Below are 22,821 nucleotides of genomic sequence, written 5' to 3'. Positions count from 1 at the left end.
TACGCACTGTATTAGGATTAAATGGCCTCTCGGTAAGAGGTTTTAAAAAATTGGCCAATCAGTGCCAACTTTGACTGAAACGCTTCGAAGCTGTGATTACCGCCATATTCTATGACGCTCGGTGACTGCCAGAACTTATTGGTGGCCTGGGTATAATCCAACACTTCATCGTTCGTTTGTACTAATAATAGGTAATTTTCAGGACGATCAACAACATCAATATCAAAGCGTTTTAGCTGATCCATATGCGCTTCGGTCACTTGGTATTCCTGGCCTGTATAGATATTTTTATTCAGCCCCAGGTAATCCTTTAGCAATTCATAAGGCTTAATCGCCGGATTGATCAACACCGCTTTTAGTCCATACTGCTCTGCCAAATAGGTCGCATAGAAACCACCCAGTGAACTGCCGATCAAGTAAACTTGCTCCCCTTGGGCCTGAGCCGTTTCAATTAAGTCCGCCAAAGAAGACATTGCCAATTCCGGGTCATGGTTCAGATCGGGCACCAAAAACCGAGTAATGTTCATGCCTAAGGCCGCCAGCGATTCAGTCAGAATCTTAGCTTTGGTCGACTCTGGTGAGCTGTTAAAACCGTGAATGTAAATCAGTGATGACATCTAGGCCTCCTTCTAACCACACATCACAATCAAACTATCTAATACCCTTTAATAGAATAGTCGATAGTAAACTCAACACCAGTGACTCGATGCACTTGGGTGTGAACTTGTCCATCTGGTCTTAACTCGATGAACCTGAAGCCAGGCAATAATGTATCCACCGCAAATTCATCTGAGTGTTTGGTAAATTGAATGCATGTCGAAGGTGTTGCCAAAAATCTCTGGCCATTTCGTTCTTCGTCCACTTCCTGATGGACGTGCCCCCAGAGCACCGCTTTGACATTTTTATCGTGTTCGATGATTTCCATAAACTCAGACGCATTTTTCACGCCGATGTTATCAATCCACTTCGAGCCGACATTGATCGGGTGGTGGTGAAAACAAACAAGGACATGCCGATCCGTCCTGAGCGCTTCTTTCAATACGTTCAATTCATGCTGGGGTAAATAGCCGTGAACTTCACCCGCCACAGAAGAGTCCAGCATGATGATTCGCCACTTGGGAAAGTCGATGATTTTCTGAAGCGCTTGAGTACCCTGGCTTGTTTCTGAAATGATGTCATTTTGATCGTGATTACCAGACAACCAGTAAAAAGGCACATTGAAGGTTTCAAGTTTCTGGCGCATGCGGGCGTAACTCTCCGCCGACCCGTCTTGAGAAATATCTCCGGTTGCCAGCAGGATATCAAAATCATTCGCTTTTTCGCGAACAAGCGACAACACACACTCAAGGCTCTCTTCAGTGTTCATGCCTAACAAAGCACCGTCGGTACTCTGGAATAAATGTGAGTCCGTTACCTGTACTATCCGGACGGTTTCAGCATCACCCAAAGCCATCTCCTTGAAATTTCATTCTCGTTAGCCGGCCATTTGACACACTAACCCATTATTATAATTATAGACTGCGATACTATAACGATTGAAACACTTCAATTAATGATAGATTACTCACAAAATAACAGAGAATCACATTTTTTAATAAAAATGAGAGCAATCTAACATTAACTGAAATTAACCACCTGACCGATATGACAACCATGTTGCATACAATAATTAAGCCACTGACCTAAAAAACTGTTGAGCTGTGCTTTTTCATCTTTATGGTGCATATCATCGTTCGGGTAATCGTATGTACCTTTAAAGCGTCGTTTGTTCTGAAACGCCACCACTTCCGCCATTCGGGCATCGTGGTATACCCTGACCAACATGGTAGGCGCAGGCAGCCATTCACCAAAGTCCATCAATTGAGTCACTTCTACGGTGGCAGTGTACTTAAAACGCTCGGTGACGCGCAATTTTAGCCCACCCAGCTGCCCATTATCTGAATGCAACTCATAACGATATTCGTCCTGATCATAAAATAACGGCATCAGTTTCATCAACTTGAGGTAGTTACGCTCACACTGTGATGATTGTTCAACCAAGTCAGGAACGTATTTCCGAGATTTATGCATCCAGTCTCCAGATTATTTTTTGTTAATTAAAAACCATTGCAAGGCAATGATGGTCATCGCGTTGGTTATTTTACCAGAAGTTAACAGCGGCTGAATCTGAGAAGTAGGAATTAAGTGAATCTTGATATCCTCCGACTCGCACTCCAGCCCAGCCAGGCGACCATCCAACCCGGAGGCGTCCGTTTGCCCATAATACATAGTGACATGTTCGGACGTTCCCCCCGTAGAAGAATAGTACTTTTGAATGAGTTCCAGCCCCCCAACGTCACAATGTGCCTCTTCTTGAGCTTCCATTCGGGCAATCTCTTCGGCGGGTTTATCCTTATCAAGCATACCAGCCACAATTTCCAGTGCCCAAGGCGAATCGCCTTTATCCGCGATGGCCACACCAAGTCGAAACTGCTCAACCAATACGATGCTGTCCAACTTAGGATCATGCAACAGTATTCCAACCGCATGACCTCTTTCAAATAACTCACGCGTAATGAGATCACTCCAACCGCCATTAAATAAGCGATGACGAAGCTGATACCGATTTAACGCAAAAAAACCTTTGTAACCCTCGGTTTTTTCAACAATGTCGATGTCTTCGTTGGTCATGGTTGAAAAATCAGTCATTCATTTCTCCTGCTGACGAATCCGCGCATCGGTACGTCACACCGACACATCCGCTTTCCTTAGTTTCTGTTCAATACCGAACCAATACCGTCTCACTACTCATATTAAGCTTAGCCCTAAAACCACAAAACCAGCGGCTAACCGCTGGTTTCATTGCTTCCGGAAAAAGCAGAGCGTTTACACTTTATGGTAAAGCTGACTTCCTTGCTGCTTAAACTCTTCGGCTTTTTCTTCCATACCTTGCTCAACGGCAATATCCACCATTTGGATTTTATTCTCAGCCGCGTAATCACGAACTTCCTGACTGATCTTCATAGAACAGAATTTAGGCCCGCACATTGAACAAAAGTGAGCCACTTTGGCCGACTCTTTTGGCAAGGTAGCATCATGGAACGACTTCGCCGTATCCGGGTCGAGTGACAGATTAAACTGATCTTCCCAACGGAATTCAAAACGCGCTTTAGACAGTGCATTATCTCGAATTTGAGCACCAGGATGCCCCTTAGCCAGGTCGGCAGCGTGAGCAGCCAATTTGTAGGTAATAATCCCGGTTTTTACATCGTCTTTGTCTGGCAAGCCCAAGTGTTCTTTCGGTGTCACATAACAAAGCATGGCACAGCCAAACCAGCCAATCATTGCGGCACCGATCCCGGAAGTAATATGGTCGTATCCCGGAGCAATGTCTGTGGTCAATGGGCCTAATGTATAGAAAGGCGCTTCATCACATTCTCGCAGCTGCTTATCCATATTTTCTTTAATCATATGCATTGGCACATGACCTGGGCCTTCAATCATCACCTGAACATCGTGCTTCCAGGCAATTTTGGTCAACTCACCTAAGGTCTCCAGCTCCCCGAACTGTGCTTCATCGTTCGCATCGGCCACAGAACCCGGGCGAAGACCATCACCTAAGGAGAAGGAAACATCGTAAGCTTTACAAATTTCGCAAATTTCTTCGAAGTGCGTGTATAAGAAGTTTTCTTTATGATGTGCCAGACACCATTTTGCCATGATCGAACCACCACGAGACACAATACCGGTCACGCGCTTAGCGGTCATAGGAACGTAACGCAACAAAACGCCGGCGTGAATGGTGAAGTAGTCAACGCCTTGCTCCGCTTGCTCAATCAGAGTATCTCTGAATACTTCCCAGGTCAGATCTTCCGCAACACCGTTTACCTTCTCAAGCGCCTGATAAATAGGCACGGTTCCGATTGGCACATGTGAGTTGCGAATGATCCACTCGCGTGTTTCATGAATGTTTTTACCGGTGGATAAGTCCATCACAGTATCAGCACCCCAGCGAGTGCCCCACGTCAGCTTCTCCACCTCTTCTTCAATGGAAGAGCCCAGAGCAGAATTACCAATGTTACCGTTGATTTTCACAAGAAAGTTACGACCAATGATCATTGGCTCAACTTCCGGATGATTAATATTGGCAGGAATGATTGCCCGGCCACGTGCGACTTCTTCCCTGACAAATTCCGGGGTAATTTCTTCAGGAATGTTGGCACCGAAAGATTGACCCGGATGCTGTTGAGCCAGCAACTCAGTGGCTTTGGCCGCCTGCAATTTGCTGTTCTCACGAATCGCAATGTATTCCATTTCAGGGGTGATAATGCCCTGACGAGCATAATGAAGCTGGGAAACGTTTTTTCCGAATTTGGCTTTTCTTGGTCGGCGGGTTAAGTCAAAGCGCAAACTGTCCAGAGCGGTATCTGCTTTACGCTCACGACAAAATTCGGAACTGAAGTCATCCAAAAATTCGGTGTCGTTACGATCCTCGATCCAGGCCGTACGAACATCCGGTAAACCTTTTCGGATATCAATCGTCGCAGCTGGATCTGTGTATGGACCAGAAGTGTCATAAACTCGAACAGGATCATTTTTTTCACCACCAAACTCAGTTGGGGTATCTGCCAACGTGATTTCTCGCATTGGTACCTGAATGTCTGGCCGAGATCCTGCTAAATACACTTTTTTCGAATTAGGAAAGGGTTGAATAGATGCCTGATCTACCTTTGCATTCTTACTAAGAAAATCTTCCGGAACCGCACTCATAAAACCCATCTCCTAATCACAGTAATGCCAAGGTTATTTCCCCGGCATTCGCATACCTTTTTAATATGCTATCTAATTTGTCTAAACGCGCTATTTTGGATCAGCTAGGCTCACCAAACAACCACAAAATACGTATGGCAAATAAATATCTGCCACGAATGGCAAGATTATAGCCCCGACAGCCCGAATATGATTAAACAAAGATGCAATTTTGTTTAGCTATACTGGTGCGTGAAGTTGAATGAGTCGTATATACTGTTGCAAAATTAAACAACATCTATTTTGTTCACCTAAGTTAGGACCCTGATATGTATAAAGGACGTTTAAAAGTCACCGCAGTTGTGCTGTCCCTGAGCTGCGCTCCAGCCTGGTCTGCAAACTTGCTCGATATTTATCAAAGCGCCATCCAAAAAGATGCACAACTAGCAGCGTCCAAAGCACGATTCGACAGCCGGAAAGAAACAGAAGACCAAGCGTTTTCCGGCCTTCTTCCACAAGTGAATTTAGGTGCCAGTGCAAGTTTCAATGACCGGACAACTTCACCTAACAGCGGTTCCGATGTGGACCAAGAAACCGATACCACCCAGTGGAGTCTGTCCGGTAAACAGGTGTTATTCAATGGTTCAATCTGGAATGACTGGAAAGCAGCCGGCCTTTCCACCCAATCTGCACAATACACCTACCTGGCAGATCAACAAGCACTGACGTTCAGAACCGCCACCAGCTACATCGAAGTGCTGCGGGCTCATGAAAATTTAACCTTGCGCATTGCAGAAGAAAAGGCAGTCGGCCGACAGTTGGAACAAACTAAACAGCACTTTGAAGTGGGATTGATTCCGATTACCGACGTACATGAAGCTCAGGCGTCTTTTGACAGCACCCGGGTGAACCGAATCGTAGCCCAGAATGACCTGAACATCGCGTTTGAAGCACTCACGAAGTTGACGGGTGAGATTTACGGCGAATTAGACGCCCTGTCTGCAGACTACCCGATCACAATGCCATCACCGGCGTCCGCTCAGGAGTGGGTTTCAGCAGCCTTAAACAGCAACCCTGCACTGGCTTCCGCCCAGTATGCTGTACAAGCGGCTCAGGAAAACGTGGATTCATCCCGCTCAGGCCATTACCCAACCATTGATGTAACCGCCAGTTATGGCGAACAGTATTTAGATTCAGATGTTAGCCCTTCTGGTTCTTCTGGTTTTCAAAGTGGTGATACCGACGTCCAGGACACCGTGGTCTCTTTGAACTTCAATCTACCTCTTTATGCCGGTGGTGCGGTCAGCTCCAGCACCAGACAAGCCACTTCGGATTTAGAAGAAGCCCGTCAAAATCTGATTTTCTCTAACCGAGATATTACCCAGCAAACCCGAACGCTATACAGCTTGGTGACCACAAACGTTCTGCGCATTGATGCGAGAAAGCAAGCGGTTGTTTCAAGCACCAGCGCACTGGAAGCCACCGAACTTGGCTATGAAGTGGGTACCCGGAACATTGTAGACGTGCTAATTGCTCAGCGAAACCTGTATGAGTCTCAGCGCAATCTCACGGATGCCCGCTATGACTATGTGCTTAACTATCTGCAACTGAAACAAGTCTCAGGCCAGTTGGCTCAGTCCGATATGGAAGAGCTCAACCAATGGCTGACCGGTGATAAAGTCACCACAGTGGAAGTCACCAAAAACCTATAAGCGCAACGCTTATAGGTCGTTCACAGACAATAAAAAAGCGCCAAATCGGCGCTTTTTTTATGGGCGTTCACATACGAAACATTTACAACAGAAAGTATTCCACGCGCTATCGTTTTAATTCATTATCAATCAACTCAATCAAATACTTCAATGCACCCTGGTTTTTCTTCACCACATCAATACCGGCTTTCGACATGGTTTGATATAAGTCTGCATCTGTGAACACGTTTTGTACTTCAGACATCAGCTCGATACCATTTTGAATCTGCAACACCGATCCTGCACTCACCATCATTTTCATGATTTCATCAAAGTTAAACGTATGAGATCCGGTCAGGATAGGTTTTGCTAATGCGGCTGGCTCCATCGGGTTATGCCCGCCATGCTCAATCAAGCTACCACCAATAAAAGCAACATCGGACGCCTGATACATCATCATCAGCTCACCCATGGTATCACCAAGGTACACATCGGTGTCAGGTAAACACAAATCCCCCTTGCTTCGCCGGGCCATATTCAACCCGCGTCGAATGACCAACTGCCCAACGGATCGAAACCGCTCCGGGTGCCGAGGCACCAAAACCAATAACAACTCAGGCAACACACGTTTCAGTTGTTGGTAAAGATCTAATAACTGGCTCTCCTCACCTTCATGCGTGCTGGCTCCAATCAAAATGTCCCTGTCTTCACCAAGTAAACGCCTTAATTCATACCCCTGCTCGGTCAGATTCTCAGGAAGTTGGATATCAAACTTAATACTGCCGGTCACGTACAACTGATCGTCCGTCAACCCCAGAGACTTAAACCGCTCTGCATCTGCCTCATTTTGTGCGGCCACTAAACTTAAACAAGACAACATTTCCTCAGCAACAAAGCCGACTCTTCGATAACCGTTTGCGGAACGTTCTGACAAGCGTGCGTTGGCTAAAATTACCGGAATATCCTGTGACTTAGCAATTTTCAAGGTATTCGGCCACAACTCCGTTTCCATAATAATGACGGCTTTAGGGCGAATTCTTCGAAAGAAACGTTTCACCGCCAGAGGAAAGTCGTAAGGAGCATACACATGAAACACAGAGTCACCAAACAGCGCCCGAACCCGTTCTGAACCGGTTGGGGTCATCGTCGTCATCACAATCTGACAGTCCGGGTATTTTTGCTGCAACTGTTTTACAAGCGGCGCTGCTGCTAAGGTTTCCCCCACAGATACGGCATGCACCCAAATGGACTCTCTGGCTTCCTGATACTTAAACAGACCGAACCGCTCAAAAATACGTTTACCATACGCCGGAGCTTGCCAGGCACGATAAGCAAGTCGAAGCAACACAAGTGGTAAAATCAAATACCATAGAACACTGTAAAGCGCCCAAACCGCTTTGGCTTTGAAAGACACGATAAATCCTTTTTAGAGCAGTACTTATTAGAAGTGTTATTGGTGTGAAGTATACAGGAATATCAATGCTGATGAATAAGAATCAAGAACGCATTTATCACACCAGAACGAACTTTCAACACTAAGGTAATCAATCAGCATCCCGGTGTAACAGTATACCGATCTCTGTTGGATGCTCTCCACGCTTCGCTCTTGCAATGTATTTCTCAACATCCTGCCTTAATAAGGAAATTTTCTTTTTTGCCCTCTTTTCGAAATACGAAGCAGTGAGCATCGACTTTGGGAAAAAGCCGGAATAACCCAACCCATCAATAACAACCAACCGAACAACCCGCTGCATGTCATCTTGTTGTACTAGAACATTATGGGCAAGCAGGTTCCTTGAAGGCAGACTTGTCTCCTGCCAAAAGTTGCAAAACGCATCTAAAGCAACATTAAACGACTCTGTTGGGCCTACTTCATAAAGGTACTGTTTGATGTTGTATGAAATCAGCCCGTTGCCGTCGCGGACAAGCTCTAAAATTAAGCCTTTACCTTGATCCGTCTCTTCAAACCCATAACAACGGCTAATATGTTTAAAAACATGTTCGCCATACTTTTTCTGGAAAGCGCTCAACACTTTAAACTCTTCCAGATTGTCATCAAACGAAGACAGCGGTTTTAAAGATTTTGGGAACCCTTTCTTCTTGCGAAGATCTTCAAGCGTAAAATCAGGTCGACGTACTTTGACCACCTTTGATTTATCATCAGGATGAACATAACAAAGGCGATTACCGCCTTGTGCGAAAGGCTTGGTTGAAGCGAGTTTTATCATCTAAGGTATAATTTTTATGGAATACTGTCGTTATCTTGTAACAAGTCTACTGAATACACGAACGATCACAAAGGATATATTATTTTTATTAGAATGAATATTTTAGAATACCTATTTACCCAATAGATTATTTGCAAAATCGACTTATCATACCACCGACACAACAAGACGTACGATAAACAATAACCGCAATAAACCAAACAAATAACCTCTGGCAATACCTACAATACAAAGAGAATAATGAAATGAAAGTGTTACTGATTTTTGGGACACGCCCCGAAGCGATTAAAATGGCGCCACTGGTTCAAGCACTTAAGAAATCTGATTGCGATGTTGAAGTTTGTGTCACTGGCCAACACAGGGAAATGCTCGATCAGGTGTTAGACCTATTTGGTATTGTTCCAGAGTACGACCTTAACCTCATGAAACCCAACCAAGACCTGACAGAACTGTCGGCAAGAATGTTAATCGGATTGAAAGACGTTTTATTGCAATCAAAGCCTGACTGGGTTGGTGTTCACGGCGATACAACGACCAGCATGATTGCAGGCTTAGCGTCTTTTTATCAGAAAATCCCAGTATTTCATGTGGAAGCCGGTCTTAGAACAGGAAATAAGCTTTCCCCTTGGCCAGAAGAAATGAACCGATCCATTACAGGCTCATTAGCAAATTTGCATTTCGCACCCACCGTTTTAGCAAAATCGAATTTAACAGCAGAAAACATTGACGACCATTCCATTGTGGTTACTGGCAATACAGTCATTGATGCCCTACTGGACGTGGTAGATAAAATTAAAACCGACCCTGACGTAACCAAACGTTGTAAAGAACATATTGGCCTAGACTTTATCTCTGACGAGCAGCCTATTTTATTAGTCACGGGGCACAGGCGAGAAAACTTCGGACAAGGGTTTGAGAACATCTGCCTGGCCTTAAAAGAAATCGCCCAACGAAAGCCTGAGCTTCAGATCATCTACCCTGTGCACTTAAATCCAAACGTACAACAACCGGTGAACACTCTTTTAAGCGGGTTATCTAACGTCCACTTAATTCCCCCCCAGGACTACTTACCTTTTGTCTACCTGATGTCGAAAGCCCATATCATCCTTACAGATTCCGGCGGCATACAAGAAGAAGCTCCCTCATTAGGTAAACCGGTATTAGTCATGCGCGACACCACCGAACGACCGGAAGCGATATCAGCAGGCACAGTGAAATTAGTCGGAACATCCGTGACTACCATCGTAGATCATATAATCGAGCTCCTGGATAATGAGTCACTCTATCAATCCATGTCACAAGCATCGAACCCTTATGGTGACGGCCAGGCCGCTTCCCGGATCGCCAACCACCTCATGAAGTTAAATGCATAAATAAGAAGCGCTAACGATTTACCTTCCTTAAGAGACACTTTTATGAAAGTCATTATGGTTTCAAATGAATTCCCACCGAGCATCGGTGGGGTTCAGACACATGTCTATGAACTGTCAAAAGCGATGGTTCGTCTAGGTCACCAGGTCGCAGTCGTAACTCGTTTGTCGGATAGCGCCCTGGCAATCCAAGAAGTAATGGATGGCGTAGCAGTTTTCCGAGTCAAACTTTCTAACAACCATATGCTCTACGACTTTAAATTACACCGACTCTTACAAAAGATGATCGATAAAGAAGGTTATCAAGCAGTACATATTCACGGAATGCGGCCATTAAAAGCCTGTAAAAAGTTGAGCGTCCCTGTTGTTTTCACCAACCACACCTCTTCATTTTTAAAAAGGGTCACCAAAGGCCCTAAAGTACTGCATAAGATGAAAAAGCAATTGGACATCGCTCAACAAATATTTGCACCCAGCGACGAATTAGTCGAGGCAACGAAAAAAACCGGATATCAAGGTCCAACCAGTTTCATTTCTAACGGAGTAGATATTAACCGTTTCTACCCAGTGAAGTCAGAACTGAGAAAAGAGCTAGGTATACCTGAAAGTGCTTTCGTCGCCGTTCTCGCTCGAAGGCTGGTTGAAAAGAATGGCGTATTGTATTTCGCCAAGGCCATTGTCAAAGCAAACCAACCAGACCTTCATGTCATCGTTGCCGGGGATGGTGCCGACAGAAGCGCTTTTGAAAAGATCATTACCGAAGGCGGTTGTACAGACAAAGTCCATTTTCTTGGTGGCGTTGACAACCAAAAAATGCCAGAAGTATTCTCAGCAGGCGATGTGTCCGTTTTACCTTCTCTGATGGAGGCGACCAGCATCGCCGGCTTAGAGGCGATGGCTTGCGGGTTGCCCTTAATCGGAACCAATGTGGGCGGGATACCTGTGATCATTCAAGACGGAGAAACAGGCATCTTAGTAGAACCTAAATCCCCCGAACAACTTGCAGACGCTCTGGTGAGCCTCTGCAATAACCGCCCGCTTGTTACGCGTCTTGGGGAAAACAGCCTGAACAGTGCCAAACATGACTTCAGCTGGGATGTCATTGCAGAAAAAACGATCCGGTTAACATTCAACAGTGCAACATAACAAACGACTGTTCATGTTCAAGCCGACCTGTTATTTGCTGCATCGATTAAGATCCGAGACCTAAAACAGTTCGGTATTCAGATAACGAGCTTTGCACCATATTGTCAATTTGCAGATGACCATCTGCATAATCAAAAATGGGCTGAAACCTTTCTTGCAATTGATCACGGCAAGAAAGGGTCTGATTAATCATTTTCTGCAAAGAGTCACTGCACTCAACAGGGCATATGTATTCACTCGGCAGTATTTCATTCGGTATCGGCACGTCTGTGGAAATCACCGGAGTTCGGGACAACAAGGTTTCACTGAACACATAAGAAAAACCTTCTCTCCTTGAAGAAATCACCACCAACTCAGCGCGCTCAATTAACTTTGAAATGTCGCTTCGGTTTCCTAACAACTTTACGTGTTTTTGCAAATGATCCGAGCGTTCGATCAAGGTTTCTAACTCAGCTCTGTCAGGCCCCTCTCCTGCAATCAATAAATTGGCTTCAACGCCCAACCATGCCTCTAACAGGACATCAAACCCTTTTGCAGGAACCAGTCGTCCTACCGCTAAAATTAACGGTAATTCAGAGTCAGAAAAATCAGGCAGATGAAGCTGATTGCCGGTGACATCAGGCTTATTGATACCATTGTAAATCGTCGTGATACGGTTATCACCAGTGAGCTGCTGACTGACGCCCTTACTGACCCCAATGGATAAATCAAAATACTTGGTGAAGTTAAGGTTTTTCTTCAGGTTATGAATGGTAACGGCCGTTTTGCAGGGTAAGAACCTCCTGATCGAAGCCACCATCAGGCCGGCTTTATTTGCTTGCGCATGGACAATGTCAGGTTTGTGAGACTGCACAATTTTCAGCAGTTTATATAACAAAGACAGACTTCTTCGGCTTTTCGACAAATCCAGAGGTACGAACTCAACGTCATCAACAAAGCGATCTTTGTATTTCTCATGAGCTACCACCACCACATCACAGTGCTTACTCATTTCATTGGAAAGCTCGACAACATGTTTTTCTAAACCGCCTTCACCACTGCCACCCATTATCTGCATGACCTTCATAAAAATTCTCCTTGTAATACCTAATTTGGGTGGCAAGTTATATATTCGATTTAAAGACAATCGGTTACAATTGTAACCACTCATGGCGCTATGGTTAAGTATCACTTCTCTATTGCTGTGAAATTACCACTTATGGCAAACGTTAATAGGTATCTTATGGGAAAACCAATCTCTCTAACGCATGAAACACCGTTCGCAGTGGGTGATCATAAAGCCGTGTATATTCACCCAAATGATTCAAGTCTACTAATCAAGGTGGTTCATGAAGCGGGGCTGGAAGCACTTAAGGCTAAATACCCCTGGTCAATGAGATTCAGACGTTTGCCTAATTATTGGGAGTTCCTTCATGAAATGGTCGAGCATCTCGCCGTTCGAGAGTTGATGTCGCCTGCTGAGAGTTATATAGAAAACGTGATTGGGCTGGTAGACACAGACCTCGGTGTCGGTATGATAGTTGAAGCCATTCGCTCACCGACTGGCGAAGTGGCCCCCACCTTACGAAATCTTATTCAGGGCAACACGTTTAAACAAAAACATGAAGATGCCCTCAATGAAATCTTAGACTGGATCGTCAATACCAACGTCATTATTCGTGAGCTGACCACCACCAACATGGTTTGGAACGACACCACCCAACGCTTTGTCATTATCGACGGTATCGGCAGTAAGCCACTTTTGACTCTAAGAAGCTTTTCAAAACGATACAACAAGCGCTCCAATTTTAAAAAATCTCAGAAACTAAAAATGTGGGTTCAGGAAGGACTGAGTAAACACGCTTCTCAATAATACTTTAACCACGCTACTACGAATTACGGCAACAAAATCTATGACATTAACTTTATCAGACACAACGCCCATTGCTAAAGGCGGAGAGCGCTTCGTTTTTATACACCCAGACAACCCAGACTGGCTCATCAAAGTTTGGCACGAACGCTTCCATAAAAAGCAGGAAAAAAGAGTCCCCATTGTCATCAAGTTTCTTCGTTTAAAACGCTACTGGTCGTTATTAAATGAATTAACAGAGTATCTGGCAATACGTGAATGCGCAAAACCAAACCTGAACCACATCCAACAGATCGTCGGCTTAGTGGATACCGACCTGGGCTTAGGCATGATCGTCAAAGCCGTAAAGAAAGAAAACGGTGAGTTAGCACCAACCACGGAAGACCTGGTCAAAAATGCTCAATACACGGCTGAACACGATAAAGCGTTAGACGAATACTTTGACTGGATGCGGGATACCGACATCATTATACGAGACTTCAATCTCAATAATTTAGTTTGGGATGAACTCGCCAAGAAGTTCGTATTGATTGATGGGATAGGTAGTAAGCCAGGATTTTCGTTACGAAGCTTCTCCAAGGCTTACAACAAAAAGGCAAACTTCAACCGAATACAAAAGTTTAAAACCCGAATGAAAAAAGCCTTGTCCTAGTGGCATTTACCGAAGCAGAAAAGGCGACCATCCTTTTCTGCTGAACGGCCTGCCTAATTAGCGATTTACCTCAAGCGATCGGTTTTACCCAGCCGTTTATCAGGCATTTCAGCCGGGTAGAAATCAGACCGATTCAGCCTGAGATAACTGTGACGCCTGACACTACGAAACCCTTTGTACAGATGAAAAGCAACCAGCTGAAAAAGACTTAACGACATGCCTTTTTCAGGCGGCTTTTTAATGGTCGACTCGGCACGGTATTCATGCAAAATGTGTGGCTCTACGCCATAAAGTTTTAAGTCAAACTCAAAGAAATGATCAAACACTTTATCAATTGGTTCATAAATACGAGCCGCATGATCAATAATTTTCTTCATTCCAGGTCGGGAAAGCACATACCCCTGAGCACCACACCACCCCCTCTCGGGTCGAACAATTACTGAATGCTCACCATCTATCTGATCGGGAATATCACGTACTTTTTTACGTCGTCTGACCCTGAGTGCCATCAATCGAGTCATTTCATATTCATCAGGTAAGTCAATAATATCGTTCAGTGCCGATGCAAAATTAGGCTCTAAAAAGACATCATCTTCTAAAATACAAATACGGTCATGCCCTTCGTCATAAGCTTGTTTGATTGCCCGGTAATGAGCTAAATAACAACCAACCTGCGACGGAGAAAGTAACTTTCTATGCCTTAATACAGACTCTTTCTCATCAATAAACTCATTCCCTTGCAGTACCGGCATCTGACTGCGGCCATCGACACCAGGAAACGGCGTTGCATTAACACCCTGATCCGCCAAGGAATCAATTAACTTCTTAGTTTGATCAGATTGTTCATCTAACGTTAATACCCAACAAGAAAACTTCACATGCAGTTCCTTATCAATTCAAGCAGGCCCAAAGCTAAGCCACTCAATCGAGAATTTTGGTTGATTTCCAGTGCAACGACAACAGCGCTCCACCAACCAAAGCCAGCACATAAGTACCACTTGAATAGTACATATAGGATTCAAAACAATTTACGATACCCGTAAAGATAAGTAAAAGAGATGAAGTTACAATGACTGTCTTGGTTATAGTTTTCTTTTTATAAAGATCAATCGTAATATAACCAAGATAATAAAACAGCAATACCAACGTCAGCAAGCCTAAAAGGCCGAAATTGACCAGCGTATCCAGATATGAGTTATGAAGATGCCGGAATATCTTTTTGTTTTCTTCAGATAAGCGATCGGTATGCTTCACCACCAAGTCGCGCCCGTTTCCTCCCCAACCTAACACTGGCCGTTCTGAAATCCAGTCCAATGACTCATACCAAGTATCCAACCGAATGCCGGTACTGGTATTTGATCGATATTGATCTGAACCACTCAACGCAATGGTAATATTTGAGAGTTCATGGGCAATGCGTTTTTCAAATGTGTTGCTCAAATTGGTCACAGATAAGGTTGCAAATACACCCACTAGGACAACAGCTAATATTGCGAAAGATTTAAACGACCCTCCCCGCTGAATAGAACGGAAAAAACAATACAACACAAAACAACACAATACTGCGGCCAAAGCCAACCATACGGCTCGAGTCTGAGTAATAATAACAGCGATTAAAGACACTGCCGCCAACATCAAATACAGGGATGTTTTGAACCAACTGACGGACTTGTTTATTAAGTCGTTAATGAATAGCGCGCAAAAAGTAATAAATAGCATGCCAAACAACATAGCCACATGCTGGGCATTTCTGACGCCAAAGTCTACTCGTCCTCCAGAAAGGCCATGCCAAATTTCCTGCCATCCGCCACCGGTTACCCATGGAGAAATAAACAAGGCAAAGGCTGCCAACCCAAAGACGAACAATATTTTCCGCTGGTCTCCATTTAAAAAGTACGCAACGGGAATCAACATAAACCACGCCAACAAGCGTTCTACTTTAGGCGAACTCTCAGCCCACTCAGGATGCTGGAGCTGCATCCCCACCCAGGTTAATAACTGGATAACAATGGCCACCAACACCAATAAAACCAGGGGTGACTTAACCAAAGTACGCCAACGTGAGCATAAAAAGAGAACCCCCAACACCGCCATCACTTTCGCCGAACGATCACCAATCTTGTCGGTAATCATCATCAATAACGCCATACTGCAAAGCGCCAAAAAACCTACCCAATGAAAGAACGTGTCGAGGTTTTTAATATCTAATTTCTGGTTTAGCAAGCGCAAATCGAATTCCTACATTAATTCTTCAACAACTGTATATAAGCAGCTGTTTTTCCGATCAAAAACAAATTATTTTAGGGGCAAACTCTATTCAGCCGAACTGAGTAAGCGCCCATCTTGAGCAATGTCTCTCGCCCAAACATAATCATGACTGAACGGTATTTCCATGGTCGCTTCCGTAATATAGCGCGCGTATAGTCGTGAATTCATTTCATTATGAAAAAACTCACGCGTCCGTCCTGCCCAGTCACGTCGCTTGGCGTCGTCATGATGAAACTCTTTAATGCTGGCAATCAAATCCGCTTCATCTTTAAAATAAACCACCGTATCTTTAGGCAATAATTCATCAAATTTTGGCGATTCATGAGTAAACTGAAGAATTCCGTTGCCTGCCAATTGAGCCATTCTGGCCGAAGAATACCAATAAAAACCTTCCTGCCGATTTAAATTCAATCCCATTTTAGTTTCAGCCAAAGCACGATCGTAATCCCTTCCCCAAATAGGCGGCTGCCCAAAACTGCCAAAGGTTGCGAAATTCAATTCATCCTTTACTTCTTCTCTGATATTGCCAATCATTTGAAGACGCTTGGTGAAGTCATTACTGTTGCTGCAAAACAGTAGGTCAATGGATAAGTCGCTACGAAGGTCATTTTTCAAAATCTCGACCGAAGCTTCAACCGGATTAGGCATGTGGTAGATACGAGCACCAATGCCTTCAAACATAGTTAATTCTCGACGACCAGTAGAAACAAAACTCGCATCAACCACTTCTGCTCTGTGTTTAATCTTTTCAACATTCTCAGGCACAAACAGCGGGTCATTATTACAATGAGCTATCTTACAACCGGGAGCCAACTTCTTAGCCTTCATTAACGACTCATTAGTAATCATGTCGCAATGACCTGCAATGATCAGGTCTGGCTGAAAAGACGCTACCATCTCCAGGAAACGTTTGTTAGAAGCGGGCTTTCCCAGGTCACGGATGCCAAATGGCGCCTCAAACGCGGCCACATCCCGGTCACTGAACATTTGCACATAATAATCGTTTTTTATTAAGCCAAACGTTAACTTCTCAGCCCAGCTTACTCTGGTTTTTCCATATCGACGAAGCTGTCTGTAGTCTACATGTAAAATTCTCATTCCAAACACAACCTACTGCTCTACGAGCGCTAATTCATAAACCGATAAGGTTTCTTGCACCTGATAAGACAAATAAAATGCATCAGGTAATCTAATGTCAGTATTATCTTCAGACAGTTCTATAATTTTCTTGGCAAAGAGTTCGATATTATCAGACTCAACCAAACCTTGAGGATAAGCATCTTTCATAGACTCACTCGCCCCGCCCCGGTCAAAAGCAACCACCTTACACCCGACGGCCAGAGCTTCAGGCACCGTTCTGCCAAAAGGTTCGGGCTTGTTCGACATGTGGCAAGTAACTTCAGCCAACTGATATAAATTCTGAATGTCTGATCGGTGGCCCAAAAAACTGATAGAATCTTGCAATTGTTTAGCTTCACATAACCCCAAAAGTTCCGTCTTATAATGCTCTTTAATTGGGTCCGCCTCACCAACAATCACACCATGAAAGTCAGGATTAGCATCAACCAAAAGGCGCATCATATTAATGAAAGCTTCCTGCCCTTTCCATCGGGTTAGCCTGCCAGGCATTAAAATAATTCGTTTATTCTTCAGCTCAGGGTGCTCAGCATAAAGGGCGTCTTTCCATGCATCCAAAGACGCTATTTTATTAAATGACTCAGGATCAACCCCCCGATAAATGCGCGTTATTTTATTTGGACTGACCGAATAGTTCTTCAGAATATATTCATGAACACAGTCCGATATGGCAATAATACGCTCGGCTCTGGCCATCACTGCACTGTAAAAATTCACCGAATACAGGCCATGAAAAGTCGAAATTAATTTAGGTCGGCTCTCTTTTGGTAACTTTCTCCATGCCAACCAAACAATCCAGGCAGGCACTCTCGAACGGACATGAACAATGTCCGGCTTCAATGCCAGCAGTTGCTGTCTCATCAACCTGACTTGTCTTAACGACATAAGCGACTTTTTATGAACAGGCATTTGTATATGGGTGGAACCTTCAGCCTCCAACTTGTTCACTTGGCGACCACCATTCGAAATAACGATGGATTGATGCCCCAGCTTCACCAGCTCTCGTGCAAACTCAATGGTACCGCGTTCAACGCCACCCGAATTCAATTCAGGCAGTACTTGTACTACTTTCAAGCATTTAGCAGTCATAGTTTGCCTTTAGCTGAGACCATAAATCAAAGTGGTTAAACACAGCATGAATTTTATAGTCATTACCGTCACACTTGGATTTATTCTGTTTAATCAAAGCCACATCCTGAGAGCCTTCAATCATTAACAACCTGGCCCGCCAATGCTTTGTATGCGATACCACCTTACAAGGCACCTTATTCCTTAACGACATCGCTTTTAGCCACACATCATCTGCATTCAACGCCAAGGACTGAAAAACCTTCTCGTCGGTCACATCTGAGTGTAAAGCGCCGGGAAAATAAAGCACCCCTCCGTTTCCGGTCGGAAAAATATCGAAGTTCGCTGACGATGATTTAAGACCCATTTGCCATTGATGGTAAGGCAGAATATTGCCTGAAGTATCGTATTGGACTTTATGGCCCCGGTGACAATGAATAACATTCGGCTCGTTCAGGTAGGCGCGATACAACAAGTCAATGGAGTCGACCGGGTATAAGATATCGTCATCAAACGTTAAAATCAGCGCATCCGGGTGCGCTTTTAACGAATAAATTATTTTCTTATAAGGCCCCAGGTCACCTTCCACAAATTCTATACTTAATCCACGAGCGCGCTGCATGAGTAACGCTTCCGGCAGGTCATTCAACTGGTTAGGGAAATTCTCGACAGATAACCAAAGAATTATTTGATCTGCCTTGAGTGATTGCTGAAACAAGCTCTCGATGGTTAAGTGGACATCATTAATTCTTGCAGGAAAACTCGTTAAAGACACGACAATCGATTCCGGCTTAGCATTTCCAATGCCTGAACTCTGGCTGTGTAATGTCATCGACTGCAGGTGAAGAGCCGTTAGCATCGCGTGCATTTTATAAATTTGCTCTTGTTTGCGCTTTGCTCGCTTTTCTCGATATTTTTTTAACATGGATCAACCAACCCTAACTTCATTTAATCGAGACAAAAGCCAGTCTGCAGCTCGATCGGCCTCACAAAAAGAGTGCGTGTGTTCTAATTCGATATCCATATCTGATACAGACAAAACCAACTTCCCTTTCATTAAATTATTAATACCTTGCACAACCCGACCCTGCTTAATCTCAGACAAGACAAACAAACCCGTTATTTTACCTGACGATAGCGCCTCATACACCATAGACACACTATCAGGAGTCACCCATATTTGATCAACAGCCTTCATTTGCGCCGGCAACCAGTTAGCATCGGTACTTTCGTGTGGGAAAAATTCTATTTTCTGACCATCTTTACTGCCGAGTAACGCCCTGAACGCTTCAGGCGTTCTTCTTGAATCCGTCAACAACCAAGTATCAATATTGGAAGCCTTCTCTATCACTGTTGATATTTGATTCAGAACAGCCTCGGAATTCCAATGATAATGTTTGGACTCTCCACCGATCAAAATCAAACCTTTACGAGAAGGTTCTGTCAACTTATGAGGCCGTACTTTATTTAATACACCAAAGCTTTTAAAAATACGAACAGATCGCTTAGGCTTATCATGCTCAGGAATAATCAGGGCATCAAACAAGCACTGAGGAAAAACACTGGGCCGCATCAACAATACCAAAAAAGCATTAAACTGGCGTTTCACCGTTAACGCAAATAATTGAGTGTCGCTGCCTGCGGCAATCACCACATCCGGTACAAATGGAAGATTGAGCTGTTTATTTTTTTTAAACAAGTTCAGCCATGAAAAAGGCGTCGTTTTCACAGACAACCAAACACACTCCAGCTCCACTTTTAATGCTAACGAGTTCTGCAGCCCTTCCAGCTGATTTTTATGGCCCGGCTTGTTGTCTGTAATGAAACAAATACGCAATGTCATAACGTCACTCAACCCGCCTATTCTTCGAACTGGCTTTGATACAGCTGAGCATAAAGCTCATTCTTAGCCAATAACTCAGCATGAGTGCCGCTTTCTTTTATTTGGCCCGACTCCATCACTATGATTCGATCTGCCCCGACGATGGTAGAAAGTCGATGCGCAATAACAATAGTCGTTCGGCCCTTCATAACTTCATTCATGGCCGCTTGAATATAACGTTCAGACGCATTATCCAATGCCGAAGTTGCTTCATCCAAAATCAATACCGGTGAGTCCTTCAAAATAGCACGAGCAATGGCAATCCTCTGTCTTTGCCCTCCGGAAAGCATCAACCCTCGTTCACCAATTTCAGTATCAAGCCCCAACTTAAGCTCTTTGGCAAATTCCATCACATACGCAGACTCTGCTGCTTTTAAGACAGCTTCATCCGAAGCTTTGGAAAGCTCTCCATAAGCAATATTGTCACGCAAAGTGCCTTTGAATAAAAAAACATTCTGGCTGACCAAGGCAATCTGTTCCCGCAAAAACTTCAGATCGAGATCTTGAATGTTTTCACCATCCAAAGATATTGTTCCCGACTGAGGATCATTAAACCTGGGCAACAAGCTGGCAAGCGTGCTTTTACCACTGCCGGAGTGACCCACAATAGCAATCATTTCGCCAGCGTTAATCTCCAACGAAAAGTCCTTTAACACAGGCTTACTTGGCTCATAAGCAAAAGCAATATTATTAACGGATACAGCACCCTTAACCTGATCTAACGTTTTAGACCCTTGATCTTTTTCAATTTGAGTATCCAGCAACTCAAACAAAGTGCTGGCCGCAGCGATACCTTGCTGCATTTTACTGTTGATGTTAGTTAAAGTTCGGATCGGCTTTGCCACTAAACCTGCAGCGGTAATGTATTGAACAAATAAAACTTCATCAAACCCCTTCAAATATTCTGGGTTAAGCCCAATGTAAACCAATACCGCCATAGGAATGGCAACCAACATTTGCACGACCGGCGTATTCAGGGCTTTAACAAACTGAAGTTTTACACCTTGCTTAGCGGTATACCGACTGGAAGTATGAAACCGATCGTATTCATACTTTTCACCACCAAAAATACGAATTTCCTGAAACCCCTGCACCGACTCAGAAGCAGACTGAGTAATATCACCCATGGAGTTCTGAATTCGTTTACTCAGCAAGCGAAACCGCTTTGAAGCATAACTGATCGCTACGGCAATGAACGGCATGGACGTTAAAAAGACCAAGGTCAGCTCCCAGCTCAAATAAACCATGTACCCCAAAAGGACAATCACTGTCGTGCCCTCCCGGAGAATCACTTTAATGGCCTCCGTTGCAGCTCCCACAACCTGCTGAGTGTTATAAGTAATCTTTGATAGCACATGCCCGGAAGACGTAGCAGAGAAATACGAAGAAGGCAGATAGAGTACTTGCTTAAAAACACTTACCCTTAAAGAATGGACTAACTTTTGAGCGACCACAGAGATTGTGTATTGCCCCACAAAACTGCCCACGCCTCGCAATAAGAACATCAGAATTAAAGCCAAAGGCAGCGCGATGAATTTTTCCAGCCCAAACGGTATATCAGGGTTATCATCCACCATCATACCAATGATTTCCGCCCAGCCCGCCTGCGTCGCAGAGTACAAACCATACCCAGCAAAACTCAATACAAAAAGCCACCACTGAGGCTTCACATAGGAAAGTAATCTCGCATACACCTCAGCGGGTGTTAAATTTCCATCAAGACTTGTCTTCTTTGACATAACGTTTCTAATTGCCGTAATAATTACAAAGTCAAACAGGCTGACCAAAAACAACAAAACCCAAAGTAATAAAAGCCTGGGCCTGTATTACTTTGGGTTAACAAAAAATCAATTCGTGAAACCGAATTAACGATCCACTAACGCCAACCATTCTGGGTACTCTTCTCGCTTACCCATCACCTGATCAAAATACATGGATTGCAACTGCTCAGTAATCGGACCTCGAACACCTGAACCAATGACGCGGCCATCCAGCTCTCGGATCGGCAACACTTCAGCTGCAGTACCAGTGAAAAAGGCTTCATCAGCCACATAAACTTCATCACGAGTAATTCGCTTTTCACGCACTTCGTATCCCAAATCCGCAGCAAAGCGGAAAATGGTATTACGGGTAATGCCGTCCAGACAAGACGTCAACTCAGGTGTGTATAAAACGCCATCGCGAACAAGGAAGATGTTTTCGCCCGAACCTTCGGCGACGTAACCTTCGTTATCTAGCAACAACGCCTCTTCACAACCACTGTCCAGAGCTTCGCGAAGCGCCAACATTGAATTGATGTAATTACCGTTTGCTTTCGCTTTACACATGGTAATGTTGACATGATGACGAGTGTACGAAGACGTACGAATGCGAATGCCTTTGGTTTTGGCATCTTCGCCCATGTACGCAGGCCATTCCCAGGCCGCAACCATCACATGCACTTTTAAATTATCGGCACGTAAGCCCATGCCTTCTGAACCAAAGAACACCATAGGGCGCAGATACGCATGATCCAGATTATTGGCTTTGACTGCATCCAACTGTGCCTGATTCAGCTCTTCTTTAGTGAACGGAATTTTCATTCCCAAAATATGAGCTGAGCGGAACAAGCGATCGGTATGCTCTTGAAGTCTGAAAATCGCAGCGCCTTTATCTGTCTGATAAGCACGGACACCCTCAAAACAACCCATACCATAATGCAATGTATGTGTAAGGACGTGGACTTTAGCATCTCGCCAAGGTACCAGTTCACCATCAAGCCAAATCAATCCGTCTCGATCAGCCATCGTAGGCAATGCCATG

General features: G+C 44.3%; 21 protein-coding genes. 5 read left to right on the top strand and 16 right to left on the bottom strand.

What is annotated here, in order from left to right:
• Positions 1 to 17: 17 nt before the first annotated feature.
• The 5 genes from ABD744_RS11845 to thiC form a co-directional block, all read right to left on the bottom strand.
• Entirely contained in the window at positions 18 to 617 is a 600-nt protein-coding gene (locus tag ABD744_RS11845; RefSeq protein WP_344798713.1) for a YqiA/YcfP family alpha/beta fold hydrolase, read from the bottom strand.
• Between the two features lie 38 nt (positions 618 to 655).
• Positions 656 to 1,447 (bottom strand): 3',5'-cyclic-AMP phosphodiesterase, encoded by a 792-nt coding sequence (cpdA, locus tag ABD744_RS11840; RefSeq protein WP_344798712.1) that lies wholly within the window; start codon positions 1,445 to 1,447, stop codon positions 656 to 658.
• A gap of 170 nt (positions 1,448 to 1,617) precedes the next feature.
• Positions 1,618 to 2,070 (bottom strand): DUF1249 domain-containing protein, encoded by a 453-nt coding sequence (locus tag ABD744_RS11835; RefSeq protein WP_344798711.1) that lies wholly within the window; start codon positions 2,068 to 2,070, stop codon positions 1,618 to 1,620.
• Between the two features lie 12 nt (positions 2,071 to 2,082).
• Positions 2,083 to 2,688, bottom strand: coding sequence for an NUDIX hydrolase (locus ABD744_RS11830; protein WP_344798710.1), 606 nt, complete (start codon positions 2,686 to 2,688; stop codon positions 2,083 to 2,085).
• A gap of 177 nt (positions 2,689 to 2,865) precedes the next feature.
• Positions 2,866 to 4,749, bottom strand: coding sequence for a phosphomethylpyrimidine synthase ThiC (gene thiC / locus ABD744_RS11825; RefSeq protein ID WP_344798709.1), 1,884 nt, complete (start codon positions 4,747 to 4,749; stop codon positions 2,866 to 2,868).
• 308 nt (positions 4,750 to 5,057) lie between these two features.
• Here thiC and ABD744_RS11820 point away from each other — a divergent pair, with 308 nt between their 5' ends.
• Entirely contained in the window at positions 5,058 to 6,440 is a 1,383-nt protein-coding gene (locus tag ABD744_RS11820; protein WP_344798708.1) for a TolC family outer membrane protein, read from the top strand.
• Between the two features lie 106 nt (positions 6,441 to 6,546).
• Here the strand turns inward: ABD744_RS11820 and waaA are convergent, their stop codons facing one another.
• Together waaA and ABD744_RS11810 are read right to left on the bottom strand one after the other, a co-directional pair.
• A complete protein-coding gene (waaA, locus tag ABD744_RS11815) occupies positions 6,547 to 7,833 on the bottom strand; it encodes a lipid IV(A) 3-deoxy-D-manno-octulosonic acid transferase (protein ID WP_344798707.1) in 1,287 nt (428 codons plus the stop codon).
• 130 nt (positions 7,834 to 7,963) lie between these two features.
• Positions 7,964 to 8,647, bottom strand: a complete 684-nt coding sequence (locus ABD744_RS11810) for a YrbL family protein (protein WP_344798706.1) — start codon at positions 8,645 to 8,647, stop codon at positions 7,964 to 7,966.
• Between the two features lie 245 nt (positions 8,648 to 8,892).
• Between ABD744_RS11810 and wecB the strand changes: the two genes are divergently transcribed.
• Together wecB and ABD744_RS11800 are read left to right on the top strand one after the other, a co-directional pair.
• On the top strand, positions 8,893 to 10,020 hold the full coding sequence (wecB, locus tag ABD744_RS11805) for a non-hydrolyzing UDP-N-acetylglucosamine 2-epimerase (protein ID WP_344798705.1): 1,128 nt from the start codon (positions 8,893 to 8,895) through the stop codon (positions 10,018 to 10,020).
• Positions 10,021 to 10,062: 42 nt separating this feature from the next.
• A complete protein-coding gene (locus ABD744_RS11800) occupies positions 10,063 to 11,163 on the top strand; it encodes a glycosyltransferase family 4 protein (protein WP_344798704.1) in 1,101 nt (366 codons plus the stop codon).
• A 46-nt stretch (positions 11,164 to 11,209) separates the two neighbouring features.
• Here ABD744_RS11800 and ABD744_RS11795 read toward each other — a convergent pair whose 3' ends face one another.
• Positions 11,210 to 12,229 (bottom strand): glycosyltransferase, encoded by a 1,020-nt coding sequence (locus tag ABD744_RS11795; RefSeq protein WP_344798703.1) that lies wholly within the window; start codon positions 12,227 to 12,229, stop codon positions 11,210 to 11,212.
• Positions 12,230 to 12,385: 156 nt separating this feature from the next.
• On the opposite strand from ABD744_RS11795, the gene ABD744_RS11790 reads away from it, so the two are divergent.
• Positions 12,386 to 13,015: a YrbL family protein gene (locus tag ABD744_RS11790; protein ID WP_344798702.1), complete on the top strand. Its 630-nt coding sequence runs from the start codon at positions 12,386 to 12,388 to the stop codon at positions 13,013 to 13,015.
• A 40-nt stretch (positions 13,016 to 13,055) separates the two neighbouring features.
• The gene (locus tag ABD744_RS11785; protein WP_344798701.1) at positions 13,056 to 13,664 is read left to right on the top strand and encodes a YrbL family protein; all 609 of its coding nucleotides are present in this window, start codon (positions 13,056 to 13,058) and stop codon (positions 13,662 to 13,664) included.
• Between the two features lie 65 nt (positions 13,665 to 13,729).
• Here ABD744_RS11785 and ABD744_RS11780 read toward each other — a convergent pair whose 3' ends face one another.
• From ABD744_RS11780 to ABD744_RS11745, 8 genes are all read right to left on the bottom strand, one after another.
• A complete protein-coding gene (locus tag ABD744_RS11780; RefSeq protein WP_344798700.1) occupies positions 13,730 to 14,542 on the bottom strand; it encodes a glycosyltransferase family 25 protein in 813 nt (270 codons plus the stop codon).
• A 43-nt stretch (positions 14,543 to 14,585) separates the two neighbouring features.
• Positions 14,586 to 15,893 (bottom strand): O-antigen ligase family protein, encoded by a 1,308-nt coding sequence (locus ABD744_RS11775; protein WP_344798699.1) that lies wholly within the window; start codon positions 15,891 to 15,893, stop codon positions 14,586 to 14,588.
• Positions 15,894 to 15,977: 84 nt separating this feature from the next.
• Complete coding sequence (locus tag ABD744_RS11770; protein WP_344798698.1) at positions 15,978 to 17,030, bottom strand: glycosyltransferase family protein; 1,053 nt, start codon at positions 17,028 to 17,030, stop codon at positions 15,978 to 15,980.
• A gap of 12 nt (positions 17,031 to 17,042) precedes the next feature.
• A complete protein-coding gene (locus tag ABD744_RS11765) occupies positions 17,043 to 18,158 on the bottom strand; it encodes a glycosyltransferase family 4 protein (RefSeq protein ID WP_344798697.1) in 1,116 nt (371 codons plus the stop codon).
• Positions 18,148 to 19,062 (bottom strand): hypothetical protein, encoded by a 915-nt coding sequence (locus ABD744_RS11760; RefSeq protein ID WP_344798696.1) that lies wholly within the window; start codon positions 19,060 to 19,062, stop codon positions 18,148 to 18,150. Before ABD744_RS11760 ends, ABD744_RS11765 begins: the two co-directional genes overlap by 11 nt.
• Before the next feature lie 3 nt (positions 19,063 to 19,065).
• Complete coding sequence (locus ABD744_RS11755; protein ID WP_344798695.1) at positions 19,066 to 19,980, bottom strand: mitochondrial fission ELM1 family protein; 915 nt, start codon at positions 19,978 to 19,980, stop codon at positions 19,066 to 19,068.
• A gap of 17 nt (positions 19,981 to 19,997) precedes the next feature.
• Complete coding sequence (msbA, locus tag ABD744_RS11750) at positions 19,998 to 21,758, bottom strand: lipid A export permease/ATP-binding protein MsbA (RefSeq protein ID WP_344798694.1); 1,761 nt, start codon at positions 21,756 to 21,758, stop codon at positions 19,998 to 20,000.
• Positions 21,759 to 21,884: 126 nt separating this feature from the next.
• On the bottom strand, positions 21,885 to 22,820 hold the full coding sequence (locus ABD744_RS11745; protein WP_344798693.1) for a branched-chain amino acid transaminase: 936 nt from the start codon (positions 22,818 to 22,820) through the stop codon (positions 21,885 to 21,887).
• Between the last annotated feature and the right edge of the window lies 1 nt (position 22,821).

Source organism: Litoribacillus peritrichatus (assembly GCF_039537985.1).
Classification (GTDB): Bacteria; Pseudomonadota; Gammaproteobacteria; order Pseudomonadales; family Litoribrevibacteraceae; genus Litoribacillus; species Litoribacillus peritrichatus.
This window is presented reverse-complemented; position numbering and strand designations above follow the sequence as displayed.